We start from the raw sequence: 25,058 nt of genomic DNA on the forward strand, positions 1-25,058 counted from the left end.
CCTTTCTCGCTTGTAGTATTACAATACTTCTTCTTGTTTTTTAAGCACAACGTCCGCTAAACAATCGATAAATGCTTCCGATGCGTTTGGCATCTCTGGGCGATAATATTTCGCCCCGATTTCATCTGTAACGATTTTACATTCAATATCATTGTCATATAATACTTCCAAATGCTCCGCTACAAAACCAACTGGTGCATATACAAATGAAGTGTAACCGTACTTTTCATACAGCTCCTTCGTTAAATCTTGCACATCTGGTCCAATCCATGGATCAGGTGTGTTGCCGGCACTTTGCCAACCAACCGCGTAATTTGGAACTTCTGCACCACGAGCAATATATTCTGCCGTTTCACTTAATTGCTCTGGATATGGGTCGCCTAATGCGATAATTTTTTCCGGTAAACTATGCGCAGATACAATTAAAACTGCTTTTTCACGTTCTTCTTCTGGCATGCCGTCATATATGCTTTTCACCGCATCTACCCAATACTGAATAAATTTCGGCTCTTTATACCAGCTCTCAATGCCATGAATCGTTAAATCTTCACATTTCGCTGCTTCTTCTTGTGCTCGTCCAATATAAGATTTCACGCTAAAAGTAGAATAATGAGGGGCAAGAACAAGAGCAATCGCCTCTTTTATTCCATCACGATGCATAGCTTGTACAGCATCTTCAATAAAAGGCTCAATATGCTTTAACCCAAGATACATATGAAATTCCACATCATCCTGCATTTCATTTAAACGCTGTTCTAGTCTTTTCGCTTGTTCTAATGTAATAGCAGCTAAAGGAGAAATACCACCAATCGCACGATAACGCTCTGTTAAATCCTGTAACATTTCAGGACTTGGCTTTCGTCCTCTACGAATATGCGTATAGTAACGTTCAATATCCTCTTCTTTATATGGTGTTCCGTATGCCATAACAAGCAAACCAATTTTCTTTTTCATACCCCTAATTCTCCTTTACTTCGCTAACTGCTCTTTCGAATATTCATGAATAAACGCTGTTAAACGTTTTAACGTATCAGGATTCACCTCTGGAAATACACCGTGACCTAAATTAAAGACATAGCCAGGTTGTTTCATTCCTTGGTCTAAAATGCCTTTTACATGCTCTTCAATGACATTCCATGGTGCAAGTAATAGCGAAGGATCCATATTACCTTGTACTGCTTTATGAATACCGCGCGTACGCGCCTCTTCAATTGACAAGCGCCAATCTAATCCTACTACATCAAGCGGCAAGTCATTCCATTCGTTTGCTAAGTGACCTGCTCCAACACCGTGCATGATCATCGGTACGTTCATTTCACGAACCTGTGCAAAAATACGCTCCATTGCTGGTTTAATAAATATGCGATAATCTGCTACATTCACTGTACCAACCCAAGAATCAAACACTTGTACTGCCTTTGCCCCAGCCTGAATTTGTGCTTTCAAATACGCAATGACCATATCTGAAAGCTTATCCATTAATGCAAACCAAGCTTTTGGTTCTGCATACATAAACGCTTTTGTTTTATGGTAGTTGCGAGACGGACCGCCTTCAATCATATAACTTGCTAATGTAAATGGTGCACCTGAAAAACCGATAAGCGGAACATCCAACATTTCTGCTGTTAACAATCGAATGGTATCTAATATATATGGTACATCTTCTTCTGGATGAATTTCACCAAGCTTCTCTACATCTTGCATAGAACGAATTGGATTCTCGATTACTGGTCCAATTCCAGATTTTATTTCTACATCAACACCAATTGCTGGAAGCGGTGACATAATATCTTTATATAGAATCGCCGCATCGACATTGTATTGATCAACTGGAAGTTTTGTTACATAGGCACAAAGCTCCGGGTTGTGTGTAATTTCAAATAAAGAATACTTTTCTTTAATCTTTCTATATTCTGGTTGAGAACGCCCTGCTTGTCTCATATACCACGCCGGTACATAATCGGTTCGTTCCCCTTTACATGCTTTTAAAAACGTCTCATTTATATTTCTTACCAAAACCCTTTCTCCCTTCCTCACGAACACTTCAAACGAATCCTATTCGATAATTATCTTTTTTTACTATACAGCTTGTAAAAACAAAATGCATAACATTATGTATGTTGTTCATGAAATTGACACAAATGTTCGTAAAAACGCTTGATATTTTCGAAACATTCTTATTATATCACAAGCAAAAACTACGGTTTAGCTACTTTTGTCTTTTCTCCTTCCCGATTTGTTTGCGAGTTATATGGAACAACGTAAAAGCTCGGTTTTGCAAATATATTAATAAATTTCACATCATATTCGCCCGTACCTTTAACCGTTCCAATATGCGTATGAACTCCATTTTCTATTTGATAAATTCTGTACATCACCCTTTTATCAGGAAGAGGTTTCCAGCTTAATTTTGCAATGAATAAGCCAAACGGATGAAAAGATAGTTTTGCTTCTAAATGTTCAATTTTACTTAAATGAATGGGCTTACTAATCGTCGCAACTCCTTTTGGTCGCTTAAACTTTTCTTTGTCCTGCACATGAGCTTTCATTAAAATCTTTTTAAATAGCTCGGTAGCAGACTCACTTCCACCATATAACGTATGTTTTTTATCTGTACGATCATATCCCATCCATACCGCACCTACTAAACTTGGCGTATATCCAACAAACCAAATATCCCTTACACCCTCACGTTGGTTGGAAAGCGAAGTCGTCCCTGTCTTTCCAGCTAGTGCCCCTTTATACACTCCTGCCCTTGCTGTTCCTTCCTCTACAACCCCTTCTAACATTTTTGTCATATACCACGCAGTTTGCTTTGAGAAAATTTTCGTTTCTTCTTTTTGGGACTCTCCAATCATTTTCCCCTGTCGATCAAATACTTTTTCAATGACATGTGGCTCAATAATTTTTCCATTTGCTAGAAACGCACGATACATCTTCACAATTTCAAACGGAGAAACCCCTTCTTTTAATCCACCAAGAGCGGCGCTTAAACCTGAATCAGCAATGTGAATATTTCCCTTCTCCAAATATTGCTTCCCTTCTTCTACTCCAAGTTCATGCAGTAAAGAAACTGCAGGAACATTCGCTGACTGCAAGAGCGCATCATACATCGTTACTTCCTTTGAATATTGATGATTATAATTTCGCGGTACATATCCTTTAAACGCAGTTCTTTCATTTGTTAATAAAGAATACGGATTGTACTTTTTTGTTTCCAGTGCTGGCGCATATACAAGAAGGGGCTTTAAAACAGACCCTGGCTGACGCTTTGCAAATACTCGATTAAAACCTCTTGGAACATATTCTCTTCCGCCAATCGCGGCCTTAATTCCTCCCGTCTGATTATCCATTAATAAAAAAGCGCCTTGCACATTTTTGTCTCCCCCTGGGAAATTTTTTTCATCTTGAAACTGATCATAAGCAACCTTTTGCATATTTTCATCCATGGAAACAACAAACGTATAACCGCCGCGGAGGACTTCTTGATGTGACAAGCCATATAGACGTGCTGCTTCATCCACGACCATATCGACATAAGGCATATAGGCGAGTTCCTGTTTATCTAGATTTTTATATAGCGCAATGGTTTTCCCTTGATAACGAACGCTTTCCTCTGCTGTTATATACCCTTGATTATGCATGAGAGACAAAACTAAATCACGGCGCTCCTTACTCTTTTTCGGATGTAAAAACGGAGAATATCCGCTTGGTGCTTTCAAAAGCCCAGCTAACATCGCTCCCTCTTCGACAGTTAAGTCCTCTACATTTTTATTAAAGTACATTTTGGCTGCAGATTGAATTCCGTATGCACCATGACCAAAGTAAATATGGTTCATATACATTTCAAGAATTTGCTGTTTTGTATATTTTTGCTCGATTTGCAGTGCTATCGCAACTTCTTTCAACTTACGTACAAATGTTTTTTCATGCGTTAAAAATACATTTTTGACGAGTTGCTGCGTAATCGTACTACCTCCTTGCACTTTCTCTCTTGCTAAAAGATCCCGATACACCGCCCTAAAAATAGAAGGATAATCAATGCCGTGATGTTCATAAAACCGTGCATCTTCTACTGCAAGAAATGCTTGCTGCACATGCTTTGGGATTTGCTCAATTGGCACAAGTTCTCGATTTTCTATATATAATTTTGTAATTTCTTTTCCTTTCTGATCAACGATACGTGATGAAGAGTGGAAAACCAACTGCTTTTCATCCATCATATAGCCACCAGCTAACACAATAAGTTTATAGATTACGATTGCAACTATAAACACTGCTATGCCGCTTATTACAGTCCACTTTATTTTCTTCATACTTCGTCCTTCTTTCCAAATGATGGTACATTTATTATTTGAAAAAGGCTCTCCTTTATGTATATATTCTTCGAAGTTTTTAGTAAGAGTTGCTATAATAAAAACAAACTTAATGAAGGAGGCCCAAAAATGAAAGCCATAATTTCATACGAAACCCCTCTAGAAGAACCACATTTTATCGCTAAAAGTAATGAAAAAGATATGTTTTATAAAGAAAATATAGAAGAAACGGTAGAAGGAGCACTTCAATATGATGTGCTCGATGCCGTCGGGGAATTAAAAGGACAAGCTGGTTTTATCGTTTGTAACAATATTTCTGTTACAGATGAAGGGCGTCCTGTTTTTGAAAATCGTTTCAAAAATCGCGCCGGGCTGATTGAAAATGAACCTGGTTTCCAAGCAATTCGCGTTCTTCGTCCATTAAGTAACGATACATATGTCATTATGACAATGTGGGAAACTGAGCAAAACTTTAAAGACTGGACAGAATCTAGATCCTTTGAACACGCGCATAAAAAACGCCCGACACAAGCAAATGCAGAGCCGCAAAAAAGCATCTTTTCTAAACCATCTTTTGTAACGACATTTCAAGTACAAGGGTAAAAATCTAGATAAACCGCAATACAACGAAGAGAGACGCAGTACATGAAATTATATCAGCACTTTCGCCCAACATATCGGCGCTTCGACATGAGATATCGACTCTTCGACAAAAAAATCGAAAAAGATCACCCTCACGAAAGGGTGATCTTTTTCGATTTCTTAAACCAATCTTGCATCGCTTCCGCATCTTTCATCGTCGTATGCTCTAACTTATAATGATGTCCGCCTACTGATGAAGCCACCGTAAATGTCATCGAGCATAATTGATCTTTCCGCTGAAAGAACGTTTGCGTCTTAGAAAATGATTGTATATGTCTTCTGCGTATTAATCCTGTATGTTTTCCAATCGTTCTCGATACAATCGTCAACTGCTCATCATCCAGTGCATATCCACCAGCCGTGAACGATCTATAGCCTAGCCATGTAAAAAGAGCAAATAAAGGAATGAATGTGAGAAGTGCGAAATATTTCTCAAAATAGATCGATGCACCTGCAATCGGAATTGTAACAACGAGAAAAACAATCCACCAACCTATCAAGTATCTTCTTAATGCAGCCTTTGGAAGCTTTATTACATTTATTTCCAATCGATAAGGAAGTTCTAAATGTTCTAATAAACCTGATACATGCGCCTTTTTCATAAGGGGATGAAGCGTTACACTCGTCTCCTCCTTTTCAACATTTTGAATGACTTCTGCATGAATGGAACAATATCCTAACCATTCGCGCAGCAATGTTTCTTTTACTGTAATGCCTTGAATACGATGCGTCTTCAAAACAACTTCCTTTTTTTCAAGAAGTCCTTGTGAAACTCGTATTTCATTTCTATTTCGAACAATTGTAAAATTCGCATGCTTCAGAGCATAACGAATTGTTGATAAAATCCACGATAAAACAAATAACACTACCGCACCGTATATCCAAATAGAAATAGAGAAATCAAAACCCATTACATATTTTTTTAGCTTGTCAACCATCCATTCCGGAGCGTAATCATGCATCTTTGAAAAAATAAACAATAGGATAGAAAATACGAGTCCAAATTCACCAGAAGTGATCGAAGCGAAAATAATTTCCTTCCATGTGAGCTTATACTCAGATGAATTCGCTTCCTCTTGCACAACTACATCTATTCTTTTTGTAGAGGTTTCCGCATTTAAAAGAGCAATCAGTTCTTTTGCTTCCTGAGTCGTAATACCAGCTAAACTTACTTCCGGTTCTTCCCCTCCGCCTGCTGCTTCAATTTTGAGCTTTGTTAAACCTAACAATTGATATAAAATATGTGAACTTGTATGAATCGTTTGTACACGATCTTTATTTAAATAACTCTCTTTTTTAACAAACATTCCGTGTTTAATATGTAGTACGTGATCTTTCACCCCGTACACTTTGTAATACCAATGTATAACTGAAAAAATAATTGTCCCAACAAACACTGCAATTGGAACCATATACCAAAAGGGAAATTTTCCTTTCAAACTGATTAAAGGAATGATTCCTGGTAGTAGATGTGAGATTTTTAATTCTGATAAAATCGTGATTGGATGCTGCCTCTTATACATCCTCATCACTCACCTTTGCCAGTTCTGAAATTTGACGTTTTAAGCGCTCCGCTTCCCTCATCGTTAACCCAGGTATTTTATGAGCCGTAGCAGCAGTTGAAATTTGCAGTTCTGCTAAGCCATGTTTTCTCATAATCGGCCCTTGTTCAATCGTTACATGCTGAACGCGTATCATTGGAACTAACACACGCTTTACAATAAACATGCCATGCTGAATTTCAATCTCTTCTTCATTTAACTGATAACTATGATATCGCTGCCGCAACTGTGGGAATACAAAATAATCGAGTGGTGCATAGATGAACGATCCAATAAATAGCACACCAAAAAGCCAACCCCACCAATGAAATTTAATCATAAAAAAGAGATAAGCCAGAACAATTGCTGTTAGTACACCTGCTCCAATTAAAGCATGAATTTTCCAAACTTTCACCATATCAGGGTGAATTTCATTTTCCAATGGCTGCATTTTATCACTCCAACTCTAAAAATCTATAAAACATATATCATCTTATTATTTTAATATATTCTAATTGATCAAAACAAGGTAAAATAAGTATTTTTTCACACTTTCCTAAAAAATGATTATGATGTTAGCATTACCTTATACAATACTTATTTTTTATACCGTTTAACATAAAGCCCCCTTTGGCCAAATAGCCAAAGGGGGCTTTCTATCTTCTAAAGAAATCAAAAACGATAATCCTTTTACTCTTTCATAAATTCCTTCGTATTTCTCACTGTATCAATTGGGCGAACTAATTTTTCTATTTCTGCACGTTTTGGCTCTAAGAATAGCGGTAATGATAATTTTTCTCCAAACGTTTCATAAGGTTCGTCTTCCAACCCTGCTTACGCTGTATATACCTCTCTTGCTCAAGTCGAGTGAGCATACGGGAAATTCCGCCTTCTGACACCGTTACTTTCGTAGCCAGTTGACTTTGCATGAGCGGCTGATAAATAGAAACCTGATTTAATACATCGAACTAAGCGGCTGTAATATGGAACTGTTTTAAAAACTCATTCGATAATAAATTACTTTGATGTGTAAATCGAGCAAGACGAAACCAGATTAGTGAACTGAGTGTACTCTTTCTCAATATGGCTCACTTCCTTTCGTTACTATCACTTTATGCCTCAAGTGAATAAAAAGCAAGAAAAAATTTATCGGCGATTCGACACAAGATATCGACCAGTCGACAAATTTCGCCACCTCAGCACTACGAACCCCCCTTTCACCAAAGGGGGTTCCTCAAATATCCTGCAAAAGACGGAAACGATAACAATTCATCGTCACTTCTCCGAGCCGCCCAAGCAGTTGATAGTTTGCGTATGCTCCTACTGGGGCGCCGATGACCGGGAGGAGCTGAAGCATTTTTGCTAGGTCGATATAATCGCGATATTCTGTTTGAAACTTCTCCCAGTTCATCTGATTTTCTTTTTTCGTATCCCACGTTTCAATTGCTTTCCATATATCTTTTCGATGCTCATCACTTGAAAAAGCAAGCTGAAATACATGGAGGATAAAGAGACGTTCTTCTTCTTTGTTCGTATCAAATCCATAAATCGTCGCCGCATCAAATAAAAATTTAATTTTAATGCTAAGTAGAAGCGGAAAATCAGCAAGCCCTAAGAAAAAACCACCTGCACCTGTGCCCGCTCCTTCTGCCGCAGCAATTTTTTTATACTCATCCAGTTTCTTTACAACTTCTTCATCTCTTCTTTGCAAAGACCAATCTGTTTCTTTTAACTTCGGTTTGATGAAGTTTGATCCAGTGCTAATTCCCTGTACCATCTTTTTAATTGTTTCTGTTAATATACGTTGCACTTTTTCAGGAATGAACTGCTGAACTTTTGTCTGCACTTTTTTTGAAAAACGCGCCATCATAGATGAATCTTTCAACATCGCATGTTTCCACTGTTGCAATTCTTTTATGACCTTATCTTCATATGCAGTCATATTTTCCTTCCTTTCAGCTTAATCGCTTAATGCGCTTTGCACTGTATTGATTGACAAAAACAATGCTAAAGGCGATGTTAACGCCAAATAAAACGCAAGTCATGATTATATCTTTTGTAGCAAAGGCGAAGAGAATCGTAAATAGAACGCTGCCGATACATAAAATCATGCGCAGTAGGCTCAGAAAATCTCTTTTCTTCTCTTCTATCCCTACCGGATATAAGTCCAGCCAAATTTTTAAGCGATGATGTTTCCAAAGACTGAGTAGCTGATAACCGATTAAATATAAAAAAACAATACTTACGATGAAACGCCCGTATAAAAACGGAATAAAGTAAAGAAGAATTCCGCCAATTGCCAGCAAACGAATATACAAACCAAAATAGTTGCCTGATCTTAAAAATGTACGCGTATATAAGTAAAGATATGTACGTTTTTCACCGATGATAGAAAGAACAAAATCAAGCCATTTGCGGCGCGCTACTCGTTCTTTCAGCGCGGGAACATCGACAAACATATTCGCAATACGATACAGGAGCATCATTTTCTTACCTTCTTCAGCAATTAAATACTCCCAATTCATTGGTTTTCTCTTTACCATTTGATGAATCATTAGTAGATAGATCGCCATGACAGCTAACACGATTCCAACAGAAATAAGCGAAATATGCTCAATAAGAAAATACACGAACAAGCTGTTACATATAAAACGAATGAACCAATCCGCTCGCTGCATATTTTGATCTGTTAAAAAAGACTTTTCCCATGTGACAAATAAATTCCACGCTTTCACTAATAGAAGTATGGCTACAATCCATATGTAAGTCCCGCCCGTTTGTTTCATTTGCTGAAAATATAACGGCGCAAGAGCGGCTGCTACAATTGCAATGACATAAAGATGCATCATAAATGTAAAGAAGAATGCTTTCGTAAAGTACGTTTTTAGTTTTTCCTCCACCGGAAGCAAATACACAAGATCCGCTTCTTTTAACAGCGTTTGAATCGATCCTACTGTCAGCACAAATCCAAGCACAATCCCCATCACAATTGCAGTCTCAAATGACGGCGTTAATGTTTCTAGCCATTTCTGGTAGTAAAATGCACCTGCTCCAATAATAAATACAAAAATAAACTTAAGATGATCATTAAAAACATACTTACTATATGTACGAACTTCCTTTAAAAAATGTCTAAATCGCTCTTTCCATAATGCCGCATTATTCATAGTCTTCTTCCTTTGTTAGCGCAATATAAATATCATCTAGCGTTGCACCTGGCATATTGAATTGTGTTTGAAGCTCTGATAACGTTCCTTTCGCCCTTACTTCCCCTTGATGCAAAATAATAAAAGAATCACAATAACGCTCAGCTGTCGCTAAAATATGTGTACTCATTAAAATACCCGCACCGCTCTTTTTCATCTTGTCCATCATTTGAAGCAGCGATTGAATCGCTAAAGGATCGAGTCCAACGAACGGTTCATCGACAATATAAAGTGACGGCTCAACAAGAAATGCGCTCATAATCATAACCTTTTGTTTCATCCCTTTTGAAAAGTGAGATGGGAACCATTTTAAACGGTTATTCATGCGAAATTCTTTTAACAGTTTTTTGATGCGCTCTTCATATTGTTTTTCCTCTACCCCATACGCCATCGCCGTTAACTTTAAATGCTCCTCTAACGTTAACTCATCATATAATACAGGTGTTTCTGGAATAAACGAAAAACTAGAGCGATATGCCGTCATATCTTCCTGAATCGTTTTCCCATGAATTGTAATCGCACCTTTTTTCGGCTCCATTAAGCCGATAATATGTTTGATCGTCGTACTTTTCCCTGCCCCATTTAAACCAATTAAACCAACTAATTCACCTTTTTGAACAGAGAACGAAACATCTTTCAAAACAGGTCGTTTCGTGTACCCTCCTGTAACATTTTCTACACGTAGTAACTCGTTCATACGACACCACTTTCTTCGTTATAGTTATTCTCTTTCCTAAGAATTGTTCTATATTCATCTTACCAAAAATCACAACATCCTACATAGTCTCGATTTCTGCAAAAAAATTTTTCTTTTCTTCACATATCTTTTGTAAAACGGGACATGATAATGAGTGAAGAAGGAACATATTGAAAAAGCAACCACCAATTGATGAAGGTAAAAATCATCATGAAATGGGGTGTCCATCATGGACAACGAAAATTTACACGATCCAGATTGTACGTTTTATTTTAGAAACGGGGTGTCTCGAGGAGAGTCTGTACTGTTTTATAAAATAAACAATTTCATTTAAGTCAAGATTGCAATTACATTTCTTCGTAAATGGGGTGTCTACGGCAGAAACTTTAGCCGAATTACCATGCATTTCTTAAATAAATGAGGTGTCTGCGAAAGGTAAATTATAAACAATGCTTTTTCAATCCCTCTTCAGAAAACAGGAAGCTGAGTCAGCTTCCTGTTTTTCGTGTTTGTTCTCGTATGTAATTATGGTAAAATACGGCTAAGACTACTTGAAAGGATGAAACAAATGAATCATACAGCGGATCATTGTATTTTTTGTAAAATCATTGACGGACAAATTCCATGCTCAAAAGTATATGAAGATGAGCATGTACTTGCGTTTTTAGATATTAGCCAAGTAACAAAAGGACATACACTTGTTATTCCGAAAGTACACAAGCAGGATATCTTTTCGTTAACACCAGAAATTGCATCGCACATTTTTGCTGCTGTACCTAAAATTGCAAATGCGATTAAGGAAGAATTTAATCCAGTTGGCTTCAATTTATTAAACAATAATGGTGAAAAAGCTGGACAAACTGTATTCCACTTTCACCTTCATTTAATTCCACGCTACGGTGACAACGATGGTTTTGGTGCTGTTTGGAAGTCACATCAAAATGAATATACAATGGAAACATTACAAAATATCGCAAGTACCATTGCAAATAGTGTAAAATAATTAAGGCTAGAAAAAGACATAAAACATAAAGGTACATAGCAAGCCAATTCCTCCAAACGACATATATTGCATGGCTTGTTTTTTCACCCAAAATGCTGGAGGATATGATCTTTTTTGCTTTACAAATAAAAGTAAATGCATAGCACGTACAAGAAAGAAAAGACTTATGATAAAACAAAGAGTCGTCATGATTTTCACTTTTCTCCCCCCTTGTCTTAAGCATATGCATACTTTTGTACATCATGAATAGGAACAAAAAATAAGGAGGTTTCCTTTTATGTCAAAAGCTAAATCCTTTCTAACAGGTGTTATTTGTGGCGGAGCTGTCGCTGGACTAGCTGTTCTCTTTTCCACTCCTTCTTCTGGTAAAGATATGCGCAGCAAACTAAAAGAAAAAGGCAGCGATATTAAAAAGACGCTAGCTGATATTACTGCTGATACAAAGCTATTAAAACGCCAAATTGTTGAAACAGCTTCAGAAGGAAAAGAAGTCTTTCAAGAATTAAAAGAGGATATGCAAGATACGCTTTCTTCTTGGAAACAAGATATTTCACATAACAAACGTCATATCGAGCAAGAAATTTTAGATATTCAAAGATCGATTGAAAAATTACAACAAGCCGTTCCAGAAAAAGCGTAAAACATATTACCTGTGTAGTTTTTTGCATATAACAAATATTTTGTATATCAGTTGAATCTCACGCGACATATCAAATAGATATGTCGTGTTTTTATGCATTTACAATATCTGTTAGCTCTTACCACGTAAGATGATACCGCAATTCTCCCTTTGAAACTCCTTCTACTTTTATGCATGATTTGCACATACACAAACTTTTCCGAAAAATTTTAACAATTCTCACAAAAACACTTTATTAATTTTTATTTTACTGGCATAATAGATACTAATGAAGAATGTTAAAGTGGGTGAGTAAATGAAAAGTGGAGAAAAAGACTATTCGATAAAAGAAGCAATGATCTTTAGTCAACGCATTGCTCAGTTATCGAAGGCATTATGGAAATCTGTAGAGAAAGATTGGCAACAGTGGATTAAACCTTATGATTTAAACATCAATGAGCATCATATTTTATCTATTGCGTATCATTTAGAAGGAGCTTCTATTTCAGAGATTGCTAAGTTTGGAGTTATGCACGTATCCACAGCATTTAACTTTTCTAAAAAGCTCGAAGAACGCGGCTATCTCGTATTTTCTAAAAAAGAAGATGATAAACGAAATACGTATATTGAAATTACAGAAAAAGGGGAAGAATTGCTGCTGAAATTAATGGAGGAATATAACCCTGAAAATAACTCTGTCTTTAACGGCGCACTTGCCCTTCGCAATTTTTACGGGAAATTCCCGGAAAATATCGAATTAATTGCGATTTTAAGAAATATTTACGGACAAGACTTTATTGATATTTTTGAGAAATCATTAGAAAACATTGAAGAAAATTTTACAGAGCAGGAACAAAAATTAGTTAAAAAATAAGCCGAATTATCTTTTCGCTATGATGCGTAAAAATTCTTCCATAAGCGGCTGAAATAATCCTTGTTTTAAAAGCGCTTCCGCAGTTTCAGTTACTTCGAGCTGATGTGGAAGTGCTTTTTCGAATTGATCTAAGAGAGCATCAAATAAAAGTAAACCTTCCTTTTTCTCTTCTACGTATTGATTGTTCAATCCTTCACAAAGATTAAGTATACGTTCAACATCCTTTTTACGTGCTTTTTTCTTTATAATTAAAGAATAAAATGGACACTTATCTTCATCAATCATTCGAAAAAGAAGTTCTACATAATATTCAGCTTGTTCTAGTCTTTTTACAACGTCCATTTTCTCCCTCACTTTCCAACCAATGTCTTCTATTTCTGAATTTTATAACACGAACAAAATATCGTATGATACAATATATAAAAGTATATGTATTTTGGCCAAAAGGAGGTATCTCCTCGTGACTCTTATAGAAATCGTTTTTGTCACATTTGCACTTATTGTTCTATTCTATACAAATTTCATGACACATACACTTTGTGTTCAAAAACAAATATCCGAGAGCCGCCAACCAGGTGTGTTTCGGATTATGAATGTATGCATTACGATTCTATTAATTTCTAGTTATATAGAAATTATATTTCATTGAAAGTGAGGAAGGGAAGTCCCTTCCTCACTTTTTTCCTCTATAAACAAATTATACCTACTATAACTAATAAAATAAACAGTACAAGTAATAAAATAAGCATAGAATTCATTCTTCATCCGCCTCCTCCTTTCTTTATATGCACATGTGCCCAAAAGTGGTACCCCTTACGAATCTGACAATTTCCTTAAACAAATAGGCAATTTTTCTTTATCAATAGGAAAAGACCTCAAAATATGATATATTAAATTTTGTACATATTGCCTATACTATAAAAAGATTATCTGCGGCCAATCTTTATCCTCAGCCTCAGTAAGCACTGTGAAGTATGCTTTTTTACATCGTAAAAAGGCGGTAAATCAGTGAAGCTTAACTTTGGCTCTTTTGCACAAGTGTACGGTTGTTCATTTGTGCAGGATAAATGGAAAATACATAATAGTAGGAGTGTTTATTGAATGAAGAAAGCTATGCTTGCCTTAGCAGCAACAAGTGTAATTGCCTTATCAGCATGTGGATCATCTGATAAAATTGCAACCTCTAAAGCCGGTGACGTAACGAAAGATGAACTTTACGCATCACTGAAGCAACAAGGTGGTAAACAAGTTTTACGCAACATGATTGTTGAAAAAGTATTTATTAAAAACTACAAAGTTGATGACAAAGACGTTGATAAAAAATACGACGAATTTAAAAAGCAATACGGCGATCAATTTGATACACTGTTAAAACAACAAGGTATTAAAGAAGAAACATTAAAAACAAGCGTACGTGCTCAATTAGCTCAAGAGAAAGCTATTGAAAAATCTATCACTGACGAGGAAGCAAAGAAGAAATACCGTGATAAACGTGTATTTGCAAAACATATTCTTGTAAAAGATGAAGAAACTGCGAAGAAAGTGAAAGAAGAGCTTGGACAAGGTAAATCTTTTGAAGATTTAGCGAAACAATACTCTGAAGATCCAGGATCAAAAGAGAAAGGCGGCGACCTAGGGGAGTTAAAACCAGGTACTCTTGTAAAAGAATTTGAAGATGCTGCTTTCAAAATGAAAAAAGATGAAGTAAGCGAACCTGTAAAATCTAGCTTCGGTTACCATATTATTAAAGTAACAGACATTAAAGATGCAAAACCATTCAAAGAAGAAAAAGCAGCAATCAAGAAAGAAATTGCTCAGCAGAAATTACAAGATCCACAATTCTTAAACGAATTCCAAAATAAAGAAGTGAAAAAAGCGGATGTGAAGATTGAAGATAAAGACTTAAAAGATATCTTCGAAACTCCAAAAGCAGAAAAAGAGAAAAAATAATGAAAAAACTGCCAGGCTTACCTGGCAGTTTTTTTTCATACTTCAGTCGTTTCCTCCACTTAAAAAAAAGCATCCAGCAAAAAGCTAGATGCAGATAAAAAACACACGGGAAGATGCAAACTCTTCCCCTAACCCGTATGCTATTATAACAAAAAAACAGTAAAAAGTATAAAAAAATTTTATTTCTTTTGAAATATAATGGATTTTTTTGTATACCCGCTCTAAACATTTAATTTATGCGGAGACGCTCTGAAGTAAGAAATTACAGGGACTACTAACAATCGCGTAAAATGTACAATTTTTTGTTGGCATCACTTAACCTTAACAAAATTTCTCAATAGAACCAAAAAGCGCCTAAAGGGGTTATTTCCTCCCTCTAAGCGCTTTTTATCACTATTTGCTTATTTTGCTAATGCTACTTGTTCTTGTTCATCTACAGGCACGGTAGCATCTTTTAATGCTTGATTTAATTCTGCTGTATATTTTGCTTTTTCTTCATTTGTCCAGCCTAGTTTTGCTGCCATGTATGCAATGACAGGTTCTTTCCAGTCATACACCCAGTGGATATTGAAGAATACAGCTCCTCTGCGACGTACAAAGAAGTCGACAGGTTTTACTGTCATTTCATAGTCCATCGCGTATACAAGCGGTACAAGGACGTCTAACGGCATGTTGTATTCTTTTGCTTCCTCTTTTAAATCTTTTGCTAAGTTAAAGAGAATATCAACGTTAGAGCCGTAGAATTTCGCAAATGCTTCTGCTTGCTCAGTTGTTAAACCGTATTTCGTACCTTCTCCTGCTTTTTTCGAAATGAACGCTGGCAATCTTTCAGAACCACCTACATGTCCACCAGAGATTGGCATATGTTTCGTTTTTGTTTTTGGTAATGCACTGTGACCTTCTTTTTGCATTAAAGATCCAACATAGTCAACAACCATTTCTGCCATTTTACGATATCCAGTTAGCTTACCACCAGCGATTGTAATTAGCCCTGAATCAGAAGTCCAAATTTCATCTTTACGAGAAATTTCAGATGCACTCTTACCTTCTTCATAAATTAACGGACGAACACCAGCCCAGCTTGATTCAATATCTTTTTCTGTAATTTTCACAGTTGGGAACATGTAATTAATCGCTTTAATAATATATGCACGATCTTCTGTTGTCATTTTTGGTACCGCTGCATCTTTATCATAGAATGTATCCGTTGTACCAACGTATGTTTTATTACCACGTGGAATCGCGAAGACCATACGTCCATCTGGTGTATCAAAATAAATCGCTTGGCCAAGCGGAAAACGTTTTTGGTCGATAACTAAGTGAACACCTTTTGATAATTGTAATACTTTTCCTTTTTTCGAATTATCTTTTTCACGAAGTGTATCTACCCAAGGACCCGCTGCGTTTACAATTTTCTTGCCGTAAACCTCATATACTTTTCCATCTAATAAATCAATAACACGTACACCGCATACTTTTCCGTCTTTATATAAGAAACCGTCTACTTTTGCATAGTTAACAGCTTTTGCACCATGCTCAATCGCTTCTTTCATGACTTCGATTGTTAAACGAGCATCATCTGTACGATACTCTACGTAGTAACCGCCGCCTTTTAACCCTTCTTGTTTTACAAGTGGTTCTTTCTTCATTGTTTCCTCACGGCTAAACATTTTTCTACGTTCGCTTCGTTTTACTCCCGCTAAGAAGTCATATACGCGAAGACCGATTGATGTTGTAAATGCACCAAATGTACCGCCCTTATGGAATGGAAGTAGCATCCACTCAGGTGTTGTTACATGGGGACCGTTCTCATATACAATTGCACGCTCTTTCCCTACTTCTGCTACCATCTTCACTTCAAATTGTTTTAAATAACGTAAACCGCCATGTACAAGTTTTGTTGAGCGGCTTGATGTTCCTGCTGCAAAGTCTTGCATTTCGAACACAACTGTTGATAGTCCGCGCGTTACAGCATCTAATGCGATACCAGAACCGGTAATACCACCACCAATTACAATTAAATCTAACTCTTGTTTATGAACTTCTTTTAATACGTCTTTACGTTGTTTACTTGAAAAATTCATGGTAATTCCTCCCTTTGATACGAAAAAAAGAGACCACAAACACCACTATAGAAATCGCTCTATAGCGTGTCATGGTCTCTCCATATCTCCTACCGAATTATTAACTTACCATCATTATAACACTGTTTATGATTATTTAAAAGCTTTTGTTGCTTCAATTGCTTTTTTCCATCCAGAATAGAGCTCTTCGCTTCTTTCTTTCTCCATTTCTGGTGTAAAGCTTCGATCCATATCCCACTGCGCTTTAATTTCTTCTTGACTTTCCCAATATCCAACAGCTAGACCTGCTAAATATGCAGCCCCTAAAGCTGTCGTTTCACTAATCATTGGACGCTCTACAGGAACCTGTAACATATCGCTTTGGAACTGCATTAAGAAGTTATTTTTCACTGCACCGCCATCAACGCGTAACGTTTTCAACTCAATGCCAGAATCTGCTTCCATTGCACATAATACATCTCTTGTTTGATATCCTAATGATTCTAATGTTGCACGAATGAAGTGCTCTTTCGTTGTACCGCGCGTTACACCAAACACAGCTCCGCGTACTTCACTGTCCCAATACGGCGTTCCAAGTCCTACAAATGCTGGTACAACGTATACACCGTCCGTTGATTCCACGCGTGATGCATACTCCTCACTCTCACTTGCATCATTAACCATACGCATGCCATCTCGTAACCACTGGATTGCTGAACCAGCTACGAAAATACTTCCTTCTAATGCATAATTTACTTTACCATTTAACCCCCACGCAATTGTTGTTAATAGACCGTGATTAGAGTTAACTGCTGTTTCACCTGTATTCATTAACATGAAGCAACCTGTTCCGTATGTGTTTTTCGCCATCCCTTCACTGAAGCACGCTTGCCCAAATAACGCTGCTTGTTGGTCACCTGCCACACCAGCAATCGGTACATTTTGAGAGAAGAAATGATAATCAACTGTATGACCGTATACTTCAGATGATGGACGTACTTCTGGTAACATGCTCTTTGGTACTGTTAGTATTTCTAATAATTCATCATCCCATTTTAAGTCATGAATATTGAACATTAATGTGCGTGATGCATTTGAATAATCTGTTACGTGTGCTTTACCACCAGACAATTTCCATACAAGCCATGTATCAATTGTACCGAATAATAATTCACCGCGCTCTGCTTTTTCTCTTGCACCTTCAACGTTATCTAAAATCCACTTTACTTTCGTACCTGAGAAATATGCATCAATTAAAAGACCTGTTTTTTCGCGAACCATATCGCCATAGCCTTTTTCTTTTAACTCTTCACAAATTTCAGCTGTTTGACGAGATTGCCATACAATTGCATTATAAACTGGTTTCCCGGTTGCTTTCTCCCAAACAACTGCTGTTTCACGTTGGTTTGTAATCCCAATACCAGCGATTTGTTCTGGCTTCACATCCGCTTCACTTAAGCAAGTTGCGATAACCGCTAGAATGGACCCCCAAATCTCTTGTGCATTATGTTCTACCCAACCTGGCTTTGGAAAATATTGTGTAAATTCTTTTTGAGCAGAATGAACAATTTCTCCTTTTTTATTAAACAGAATGGCACGTGAACTTGTTGTACCTTGATCTAATGAAAGAATATATGTTTCCATATTTACTTCCCCCTTATGCTACTTTTCTACTATTTGTATCGTTTCTATTCTTTTTACCTGCTATATAAGAAAGTGCTAGTATAATAACCGTTGCAATCACCACATATATAAGTGCTGCATTTTGCTTTTCTTCAAATACAACTTGATGAAATACACCTGCAAGTGATCCGCCTAAAATCGGGCCTACAACTGGAATCCATGCATACTTCCAATTCGATCCGCCTTTTCCTGCAATTGGAAGAAAGAAATGTGCAATACGAGGTCCCAAATCACGCGCTGGGTTAATCGCATATCCCGTTGTTCCACCTAATGATAAACCAATACTTACAATTAAGAATCCTACGATAAATGGGTTTAAGCCATCTGCAAATTTATTTGCACCAATTGCTAATATACCAAATACTAAAACGAATGTACCAATCATTTCACTTAGAAGGTTTGCAAATGTGTTTGGAATTGCTGGTCCTGTTGCAAACACACCTAACTTTGCCCCTGGATCTTCCGTTTCTTTCCAATGTGGTAAGTAATGTAAATATACGATAACAGCACCGATTATTGCCCCAATCATTTGTGCTACGATATATCCTGGAACATCGCTCCATGGGAACGTTCCCTTAAACGCTAGTCCTATTGTTAAGGCAGGGTTCAAATGTGCTCCACTAATAGATCCAACAGCATATGCTGCTACTGCAACGGCTAAGCCCCACCCCATTGTAATTACAATCCAGCCAGAATCCTTAGCAAACGATTTCTTTAAACTTACACCAGCACAAACACCGCCACCAAGAACGATTAATAACGCTGTCCCTATTAACTCTCCTAAAAATGCTGACATAAAATCCCTCCACAATCAAATTAAACGCTTACAATGTGAAGGAGAGAAAATGAATGGCCATTCGTTTTTTCAAAAGAAAAAATCCACAGCCTACATGCCTCTATATAAAAATATAGAAACAATAAAATGTGGATCTCTTCTTTTCTCCGTCACGTTTATTAACTTATTTATAATGTTAACTGCAAATGAAAGCGGTGTCAATCAATTTCTTTCACATTTTCGTCACTTTTTTTGGAAATGTTTCCATAGTTCTTTTTTCGATGTTGTGATCGCTGTCGCACCAGCCTCTAAAGCTCTTTCCACATCAGCTACTGTACGAATAAAACCACCGGCTAAAATCGGGATTCCGGTGCGGTCTCTTACTTCTGCAATCACATCTGTTAAAGCCCCTGGAAGCACTTCGATATAATCCGGTTTTGTTTTTCCTAACAAATGACAGCTTTTTTCCATCGCACTTGAATCGATTAAAAAGATGCGCTGAATTGCTACAACGCCTTTTTGCTTCGCCTTCATAATCACACTTGCCTTCGTCGATAAAAGCCCGTACGGCTTATACTCTTGACATAAAAACTCTGTCGCATGACCATCGCTTTGCAATCCATGAATTAAATCAACATGTAAAAATACCTTTTTCTCATATTGCTTCGCTAGTTTCACAACACTTTTCAATTGTCCAATATGAATATCTAAAATGACAATATACTCATAAGAACTATGCACAAGCTTTTCTAAATCTTTAATTTGCCTTACTGCTGGTAAAATTTTTTGTTCATGAAATTCCATTTTCGTTCTACCTTCCTCTCTATCTTTATAGTATAGCTAGTCCATAAAAAATTCACATCTTTTTCTGTCTGATTTCACCGAATATCTTGCATCTTTTAGGCTCATGAAAAAAGTGGATAACCTATTCGTTATCCACTTACGCTTATAGTAACACAGAATCCTTATCACTTTCTTGATTACGTCTCTCACGCTCTTCTTCTAAACGCTTCATATATACTTCGCCTTCTTTTTCGATGAATTCATTATCTATTTCTTGCTCTTTTTTGGAAGTATATAAAACCATATAGCCACTTACAACAATCCCAATAATAACAAGATAAATCCACCATGGTAAAGTTTCCACTTTTCTTCCTTCCTTTCTTTTAGACAAGCCTTGTTAATTTCACTGTATGAGAGGAAGGAGATTTTTATGACTATATCATTTACATGACTCTAAACTGTAGTTTTACTTTTTTCCTTTAAATTGACTTAAATCGTATGACTTATCCATCCCGTTCTCTTCTGTTTTATCTACATCTTTTGGAACTGCTTTCTCACCGATTCGATCCATACTCGGCTATTGCCCTTCAAATTCCTTGAAGTGGGAGAATTCTTTTCGAAAATCTAGTTTAATAAAAACCGTCATCTCAAGGGGCCTGGTGCAAAGAATACACACCATACAATTCCCCCGTTTTACTCTATATAGAACTATATCACTCTATAACATTCTATATCATCGCATATTATAAACTGCTTTCATAAAAAAAGAGAGCTTCACTTTTAAAAGCAATCATCTCTCTTTTCTATTACCTACAAAATATTATTTAGAACTTAGCAAATACCGCTTTACCACTTTTATAACAGAAGCAATTCCACCAAACATTAAAGCTATAGCAATAAGAAAAATTCCAAAAAGGATTAAAAAAAACTTCATATTTTTCCCCTCCTATAACATATTATTCTTTGCCAGTTAAATGATACTTTTTTGAACTCCCCCCCACTTAACTAACGCTTGAAGTGGAAGGTTCCTACGAACACCGATGTACCCATCGGTTATTTAGTAGACTATCCCCGTAATTCCTACGGTTAATACGAAATTCGCATGGTATTTGCCGTCTTGTTTTTGGTCTGACACTTGGTTTTCGTGCCACAGATTTGATAGTTTATCCTTTCTGCGACTTTCGAATGGTGTAGGCGAACGACAGCCACCAGGCAAGTTCTATTTACCCAACAAGCAACCACGCTTGAATTCGTTCTATAGCAAAGATGTTGGCTAATACCAATCGACATTTCTCTCCCACTTACTCATTAGGCTATGCTCTACACATTCTTTGAAGTGGAAGTATTCTGTCGGGAACTGATAACAGTGCTGAGATTGACTAAAACATTTTTCTCAATTAGATATCTTAATTGTTGATTTTAAATAACCTATATGCGAACTTAGATTTTATCACAGTAAATGAATAGAATACATTTTATTTTTTCTTTTGTAAAAGGAAAGTTTTGTAGTGTTCTACACAATGTTTTTATGAGAAGATATCATCATCCCCTCAACAAGTTTTAAACATTTTTCCTTTTCCCCTCATTTGGAACTCCCAAATGTGGAGTGCACCCCAATGGTTAGACACAGTCTAACCATTGGGGTGTTTTTTCTTATAAGTAAATTTACAGTTGAAGAGAAAATAGAAACCGGAAAACGTTATTTGAATGGCAAAGAAAGCCAAAAAATATTACAAATTCTACCCCCCCCTGTCTTTCGAACATAGATTCTATCGTATCCATTTCACGGAGAAAAAGCGTTTAAAAAAGCTATACATCATACACTTTTTAGTATCAACTAGACGCACTCCATTATATGAATGAACAAGGGGCGTCTATTAGAGAGCGCGCTACAACCTTTAACATTCCATCACCTTCGAATCACGGACACAAAGGAAATCATAAAGTGAAACTTTAATCAGTGGGGGTTTTCTTCATCCCCCACTGATTATGAGCCCTCACCAATCGGGCTGCCCTAAAATAGCGGGATAAAAAGTGTAGCGTCTTACGAAAGAATTAGGATTAAATTGTCTCGTACGTATAATATAGAGATATCGACTACAGACATTTTACACATGCTTGGGGGGGAATTTAAGTTATACTCGTCCGAGATCCAATTCCCTTGATTAAACATGGTTCTTCTCTATCAAGATGAGACGCATGTGCAAGCGCATCAAAGTCTACACGCAAGTTGGTCACAACGTGGATTACAAAAACAGATTTCCAAAAGGGTACTTTCCATCAAACGAAATACCGTATATAGGTTTATTGTTGTTGTACATGTATATATAGTACCGGGAAAGGGTGTCCCATAACTTTTTTGGGACACCCTCGTAATATAATTAAGGTTCTATTTTTTGTAATTCCTGTTTTAAATTTTTTGAAATTTGCTGAACGCTTTCTTTATTAGGTTGTGCATAGTATATACCATCTATGTATTTATCACTACATTTTATTTGCATTTTGTTAATTTTAGGTGGGTGATCCATCATGGTTTTAGCAATAGAAAATATATCTGTTGTGGATAGATTGGTAGACATATGTGGACTAATTTCATCCAATATGCTATTAAACTTATTTAATGATTTTATGGTTAATAGTTTTTCAGCAATCGCCTCTATAACTAATTGTTGGCGTTGCCCACGCATAAAATCATTATCAATATGGCGTGTCCTAGTCAAGGCTAGAGCCTGTTCACCATTTAAATGCTGATATCCTTTTTCTAAATGAATAGCATCAGCTTGGTCTTTGCTATCTTGTTCTGTAAATGTGACCGGAACATCTACATCAATTCCTCCAATTGTATCAATAAGATTTAAGAAGGAATCAAAATTAAATTTAATATAATAATCTATAGGAATATCCAAAAACTTTTCAACAGTATCTACTGTACTATCTATGCCACCAAATGCATGTGCATGTGCAATTTTATCTTCTTTTGATTTTATAGGTATATAGACACGAGTATCACGTGGAATGCTTAACAAATTGATTGCAGAAGTTTCTTTATTAATCGTAGCAACCATTAATGCATCTGTCCTTGCATTCTTTCCATATTCTCCTTCTCTGGTTTCGCTATTGTCTTCTCCCATGATTAAAACAGAAACATTATCTTTTAAAGGGGAGATTTTATGTTCTCTTTTCATGGATTTTCGTCCTCTTTCGAGTTCTTGATATGTTCTTTCACCAAAATTTTGAATTTTAGAATATATATACGTTCCCCCTAAAAATAAAATAAAAGTTAACATACCTAAAATAACTTTTATTTTATTTTGATAGACCCATTTTTTTTTCACAAAGATGCACCCTTTCTTTTTGTGTAATATTTATATTAAAAATAAACGGTTCGTTTTATCATAAAAACCCCGCTTATTGAGTTTAACACTGTACAGCAATAAGTTTAAAACCATCTACATTAAGATGCGTCTTAATTCACCCGTCCCTGTTGACCTATTGGGGGCTCTTGACATTTTTGGATAGCAACGTTTCTCTATGCGAAACATATTTTATTTGCAATCATAAGTAAACTATATGTTACGTATGTATCTAATGTGAAAATAATGAGTTTAAATGGAATTCCTTGTCAAGATACAGACTCAAGATACAGACTATATTAAAAATGAGAGGGAATCAAGTTAGAATTTTTGATACTCATTAGACGTTTTTTTTATTTTAAGGTTTCTACTTCGGCATTCATTTTCAATACTAGAGCGTCAAACAAGTTTGGATACCAAAAGATAAATCAATTTAATATGATTTAGTTTAGAAAATTAAGTATATGAATTGTAAGTTTTTATTCAAATATTCATATTTATCGTTCCACGAACTTTTAATATTAAAAGATGAAATAATAAGTTTTATCATTTTATCCAAGAAGATTCCTTCCTCAAGGACGCGAAGTGAGCAGGCGGGAGATGAATTGGCCTCAAAGTTTTTCGGTTAAATATAAAGTGACACTTTAATCAGCGGGGGTTTTCTTCATCCCCACTGATTATGAGCCTTCACCAATCGGGCTGCCCTAAAATAGCGGGATAAATTATATGATATTCAGACGGCTCATATTCTTACAGCATCTTATCTATTTCTTGATGTAAAAAGGGAAATGATCTGAATTGGTCACTAACTCTCGTAATTCGCTCTTTCAACTTACTTCAGAGTGAAAAAGTCAATTTGGAGGTCTTTTTTACATTTGAAAAAGGGAATTTTCAAACTGTCATTACTTCTGAATATGTGAGAATATATTTATATATGCGTTGATAAAAAGATTGAGATTTCTTTTCTCTGTCTGATTTTCAAGATTGTTAAAAAAAGGGGGAAGGATCTATCATTTTAATTAAGTAGTAGAATTTTATTTTTTATGATGCTGAAAACAGGAATGGAGTTTCTACTTTGACTAACTCAGTTATAAAGGTCATAAATGCGGCGTGCCTATTTTATATTTTCGCTGACTGTTATAAGCAAAAAAGGGTGATTGTTACTTCGAATTTAGAAATTAGGTGATGGAATCGGATATTTAGTGATCACTGATTGATTTAAGCATGATAAATCGCTTGCTTTATCATGCCCACATCATTTACAGCGGAAAGCGATTGTGTACGCGATGCGTTATCTATTCCCTTTAAAAAGTTGAACTGTTAGCCTCTGCACTGTTCGCTGTAACCTTTTGCATTTTTCCGCACTTGCACAAAACAAACATCTATCTTTTTTGTATCAAGCTATTCAGAGAAACACCCACGAAATAACAAAGGTTCAAATCCTCCTGTGTCACCTTTTAAAGAAGAATGGGTGTAAATCTCACAGATATAAAGTTCTTTCCATTCTCCTATTCCATATCAAACTACAGATACTACGGATATACTGAATACAA

The 25,058-nt window shown here is 36.3% G+C and carries 23 protein-coding genes and 4 pseudogenes; 8 read left to right on the forward strand and 19 right to left on the reverse strand.

The genetic code is table 11. The features are described 5' to 3' along the window. Nucleotides 1-18 precede the first annotated feature (18 nt). From hemH to MR056_RS05795, 3 genes are all read right to left on the reverse strand, one after another. Nucleotides 19-954: a ferrochelatase gene (gene hemH / locus MR056_RS05785; protein WP_011983915.1), complete on the reverse strand. Its 936-nt coding sequence runs from the start codon at nt 952-954 to the stop codon at nt 19-21. 15 nt (nt 955-969) lie between these two features. Further along, entirely contained in the window at nt 970-2,016 is a 1,047-nt protein-coding gene (gene hemE, locus MR056_RS05790; RefSeq protein ID WP_041809512.1) for a uroporphyrinogen decarboxylase, read from the reverse strand. 182 nt (nt 2,017-2,198) lie between these two features. Further along, nucleotides 2,199-4,316 carry a transglycosylase domain-containing protein gene (locus MR056_RS05795; RefSeq protein ID WP_048722210.1) on the reverse strand — a complete coding sequence of 706 codons (2,118 nt, stop codon included), beginning with the start codon at nt 4,314-4,316 and terminating at the stop codon, nt 2,199-2,201. A 129-nt stretch (nt 4,317-4,445) separates the two neighbouring features. On the opposite strand from MR056_RS05795, the gene MR056_RS05800 reads away from it, so the two are divergent. Next, a complete protein-coding gene (locus tag MR056_RS05800; RefSeq protein WP_011983912.1) occupies nt 4,446-4,919 on the forward strand; it encodes an antibiotic biosynthesis monooxygenase family protein in 474 nt (157 codons plus the stop codon). Nucleotides 4,920-5,050: 131 nt separating this feature from the next. Here the strand turns inward: MR056_RS05800 and MR056_RS05805 are convergent, their stop codons facing one another. The 7 genes and pseudogenes from MR056_RS05805 to MR056_RS05835 all read right to left on the reverse strand — a co-directional run bounded on the left by MR056_RS05805 (nt 5,051) and on the right by MR056_RS05835 (nt 10,402). After that, the gene (locus tag MR056_RS05805; protein ID WP_011983911.1) at nt 5,051-6,481 is read right to left on the reverse strand and encodes a PH domain-containing protein; all 1,431 of its coding nucleotides are present in this window, start codon (nt 6,479-6,481) and stop codon (nt 5,051-5,053) included. Then, on the reverse strand, nt 6,474-6,950 hold the full coding sequence (locus MR056_RS05810; RefSeq protein WP_011983910.1) for a PH domain-containing protein: 477 nt from the start codon (nt 6,948-6,950) through the stop codon (nt 6,474-6,476). The genes MR056_RS05805 and MR056_RS05810 overlap by 8 nt, the downstream gene beginning before the upstream one ends. 239 nt (nt 6,951-7,189) lie before the next feature. Then, a pseudogene (locus MR056_RS05815) lies at nt 7,190-7,321 on the reverse strand (ring-cleaving dioxygenase); the annotation flags it as partial. Further along, nucleotides 7,294-7,581: pseudogene (locus MR056_RS05820) on the reverse strand (MarR family winged helix-turn-helix transcriptional regulator); the annotation flags it as partial. The pseudogenes MR056_RS05815 and MR056_RS05820, both read right to left, overlap by 28 nt. Before the next feature lie 152 nt (nt 7,582-7,733). After that, entirely contained in the window at nt 7,734-8,441 is a 708-nt protein-coding gene (locus MR056_RS05825) for an EcsC family protein (protein ID WP_011983908.1), read from the reverse strand. 13 nt (nt 8,442-8,454) lie between these two features. Beyond that, complete coding sequence (locus tag MR056_RS05830) at nt 8,455-9,666, reverse strand: ABC transporter permease (RefSeq protein ID WP_011983907.1); 1,212 nt, start codon at nt 9,664-9,666, stop codon at nt 8,455-8,457. After that, nucleotides 9,659-10,402: an ABC transporter ATP-binding protein gene (locus tag MR056_RS05835; protein ID WP_011983906.1), complete on the reverse strand. Its 744-nt coding sequence runs from the start codon at nt 10,400-10,402 to the stop codon at nt 9,659-9,661. Before MR056_RS05835 ends, MR056_RS05830 begins: the two co-directional genes overlap by 8 nt. 170 nt (nt 10,403-10,572) lie before the next feature. Here MR056_RS05835 and MR056_RS05840 point away from each other — a divergent pair, with 170 nt between their 5' ends. Both MR056_RS05840 and MR056_RS05845 read left to right on the forward strand, forming a co-directional pair. Continuing rightward, entirely contained in the window at nt 10,573-10,722 is a 150-nt protein-coding gene (locus MR056_RS05840) for a hypothetical protein (RefSeq protein WP_162208212.1), read from the forward strand. 248 nt (nt 10,723-10,970) lie between these two features. Continuing rightward, a complete protein-coding gene (locus MR056_RS05845; RefSeq protein WP_011983905.1) occupies nt 10,971-11,405 on the forward strand; it encodes an HIT family protein in 435 nt (144 codons plus the stop codon). 6 nt (nt 11,406-11,411) lie between these two features. On the opposite strand, the gene MR056_RS22810 is transcribed toward MR056_RS05845, so the two are convergent. Further along, entirely contained in the window at nt 11,412-11,594 is a 183-nt protein-coding gene (locus tag MR056_RS22810) for a membrane protein YhzF (RefSeq protein ID WP_472926857.1), read from the reverse strand. A gap of 88 nt (nt 11,595-11,682) precedes the next feature. On the opposite strand from MR056_RS22810, the gene MR056_RS05850 reads away from it, so the two are divergent. Then, nucleotides 11,683-12,045 (forward strand): YtxH domain-containing protein, encoded by a 363-nt coding sequence (locus tag MR056_RS05850; RefSeq protein WP_011983904.1) that lies wholly within the window; start codon nt 11,683-11,685, stop codon nt 12,043-12,045. Between the two features lie 295 nt (nt 12,046-12,340). Then, nucleotides 12,341-12,898 (forward strand): HTH-type transcriptional regulator Hpr, encoded by a 558-nt coding sequence (locus MR056_RS05855; RefSeq protein ID WP_011983903.1) that lies wholly within the window; start codon nt 12,341-12,343, stop codon nt 12,896-12,898. 6 nt (nt 12,899-12,904) lie between these two features. Here MR056_RS05855 and MR056_RS05860 read toward each other — a convergent pair whose 3' ends face one another. Then, a complete protein-coding gene (locus tag MR056_RS05860) occupies nt 12,905-13,240 on the reverse strand; it encodes a DUF1878 family protein (RefSeq protein WP_011983902.1) in 336 nt (111 codons plus the stop codon). 118 nt (nt 13,241-13,358) lie between these two features. On the opposite strand from MR056_RS05860, the gene MR056_RS05865 reads away from it, so the two are divergent. Continuing rightward, the gene (locus MR056_RS05865) at nt 13,359-13,547 is read left to right on the forward strand and encodes a hypothetical protein (RefSeq protein WP_041809508.1); all 189 of its coding nucleotides are present in this window, start codon (nt 13,359-13,361) and stop codon (nt 13,545-13,547) included. 37 nt (nt 13,548-13,584) lie between these two features. On the opposite strand, the pseudogene MR056_RS22545 reads toward MR056_RS05865, so the two are convergent. After that, nucleotides 13,585-13,656, reverse strand: a pseudogene (locus MR056_RS22545) (YjcZ family sporulation protein); the annotation flags it as partial. A gap of 343 nt (nt 13,657-13,999) precedes the next feature. Between MR056_RS22545 and prsA the strand changes: the two are divergent. Beyond that, nucleotides 14,000-14,848, forward strand: coding sequence for a peptidylprolyl isomerase PrsA (gene prsA, locus MR056_RS05870; RefSeq protein ID WP_011983901.1), 849 nt, complete (start codon nt 14,000-14,002; stop codon nt 14,846-14,848). Nucleotides 14,849-15,249: 401 nt separating this feature from the next. Here prsA and MR056_RS05875 read toward each other — a convergent pair whose 3' ends face one another. From MR056_RS05875 to MR056_RS05905, 6 genes are all read right to left on the reverse strand, one after another. Next, nucleotides 15,250-16,932, reverse strand: a complete 1,683-nt coding sequence (locus MR056_RS05875) for a glycerol-3-phosphate dehydrogenase/oxidase (RefSeq protein WP_011983900.1) — start codon at nt 16,930-16,932, stop codon at nt 15,250-15,252. Between the two features lie 132 nt (nt 16,933-17,064). Continuing rightward, nucleotides 17,065-18,555 (reverse strand): glycerol kinase GlpK, encoded by a 1,491-nt coding sequence (gene glpK / locus MR056_RS05880; protein WP_011983899.1) that lies wholly within the window; start codon nt 18,553-18,555, stop codon nt 17,065-17,067. A gap of 13 nt (nt 18,556-18,568) precedes the next feature. Continuing rightward, entirely contained in the window at nt 18,569-19,390 is an 822-nt protein-coding gene (locus MR056_RS05885; RefSeq protein WP_011983898.1) for an MIP/aquaporin family protein, read from the reverse strand. Between the two features lie 222 nt (nt 19,391-19,612). Continuing rightward, a complete protein-coding gene (locus tag MR056_RS05890) occupies nt 19,613-20,173 on the reverse strand; it encodes a glycerol-3-phosphate responsive antiterminator (protein ID WP_048722192.1) in 561 nt (186 codons plus the stop codon). Nucleotides 20,174-20,315: 142 nt separating this feature from the next. Then, the gene (locus MR056_RS05895; protein ID WP_011983896.1) at nt 20,316-20,516 is read right to left on the reverse strand and encodes a sporulation YhaL family protein; all 201 of its coding nucleotides are present in this window, start codon (nt 20,514-20,516) and stop codon (nt 20,316-20,318) included. A 2,017-nt stretch (nt 20,517-22,533) separates the two neighbouring features. Continuing rightward, nucleotides 22,534-23,487, reverse strand: a complete 954-nt coding sequence (locus MR056_RS05905; RefSeq protein WP_011983895.1) for an LCP family protein — start codon at nt 23,485-23,487, stop codon at nt 22,534-22,536. A 1,397-nt stretch (nt 23,488-24,884) separates the two neighbouring features. Here MR056_RS05905 and MR056_RS05910 point away from each other — a divergent pair. Next, a pseudogene (locus tag MR056_RS05910) lies at nt 24,885-25,052 on the forward strand (IS4 family transposase); the annotation flags it as partial. Nucleotides 25,053-25,058 lie beyond the last annotated feature (6 nt).

The sequence above is a fragment of the Bacillus cereus group sp. BfR-BA-01360 genome, assembly GCF_022663595.1.
Taxonomy (GTDB): Bacteria; Bacillota; Bacilli; order Bacillales; family Bacillaceae_G; genus Bacillus_A; species Bacillus_A cytotoxicus.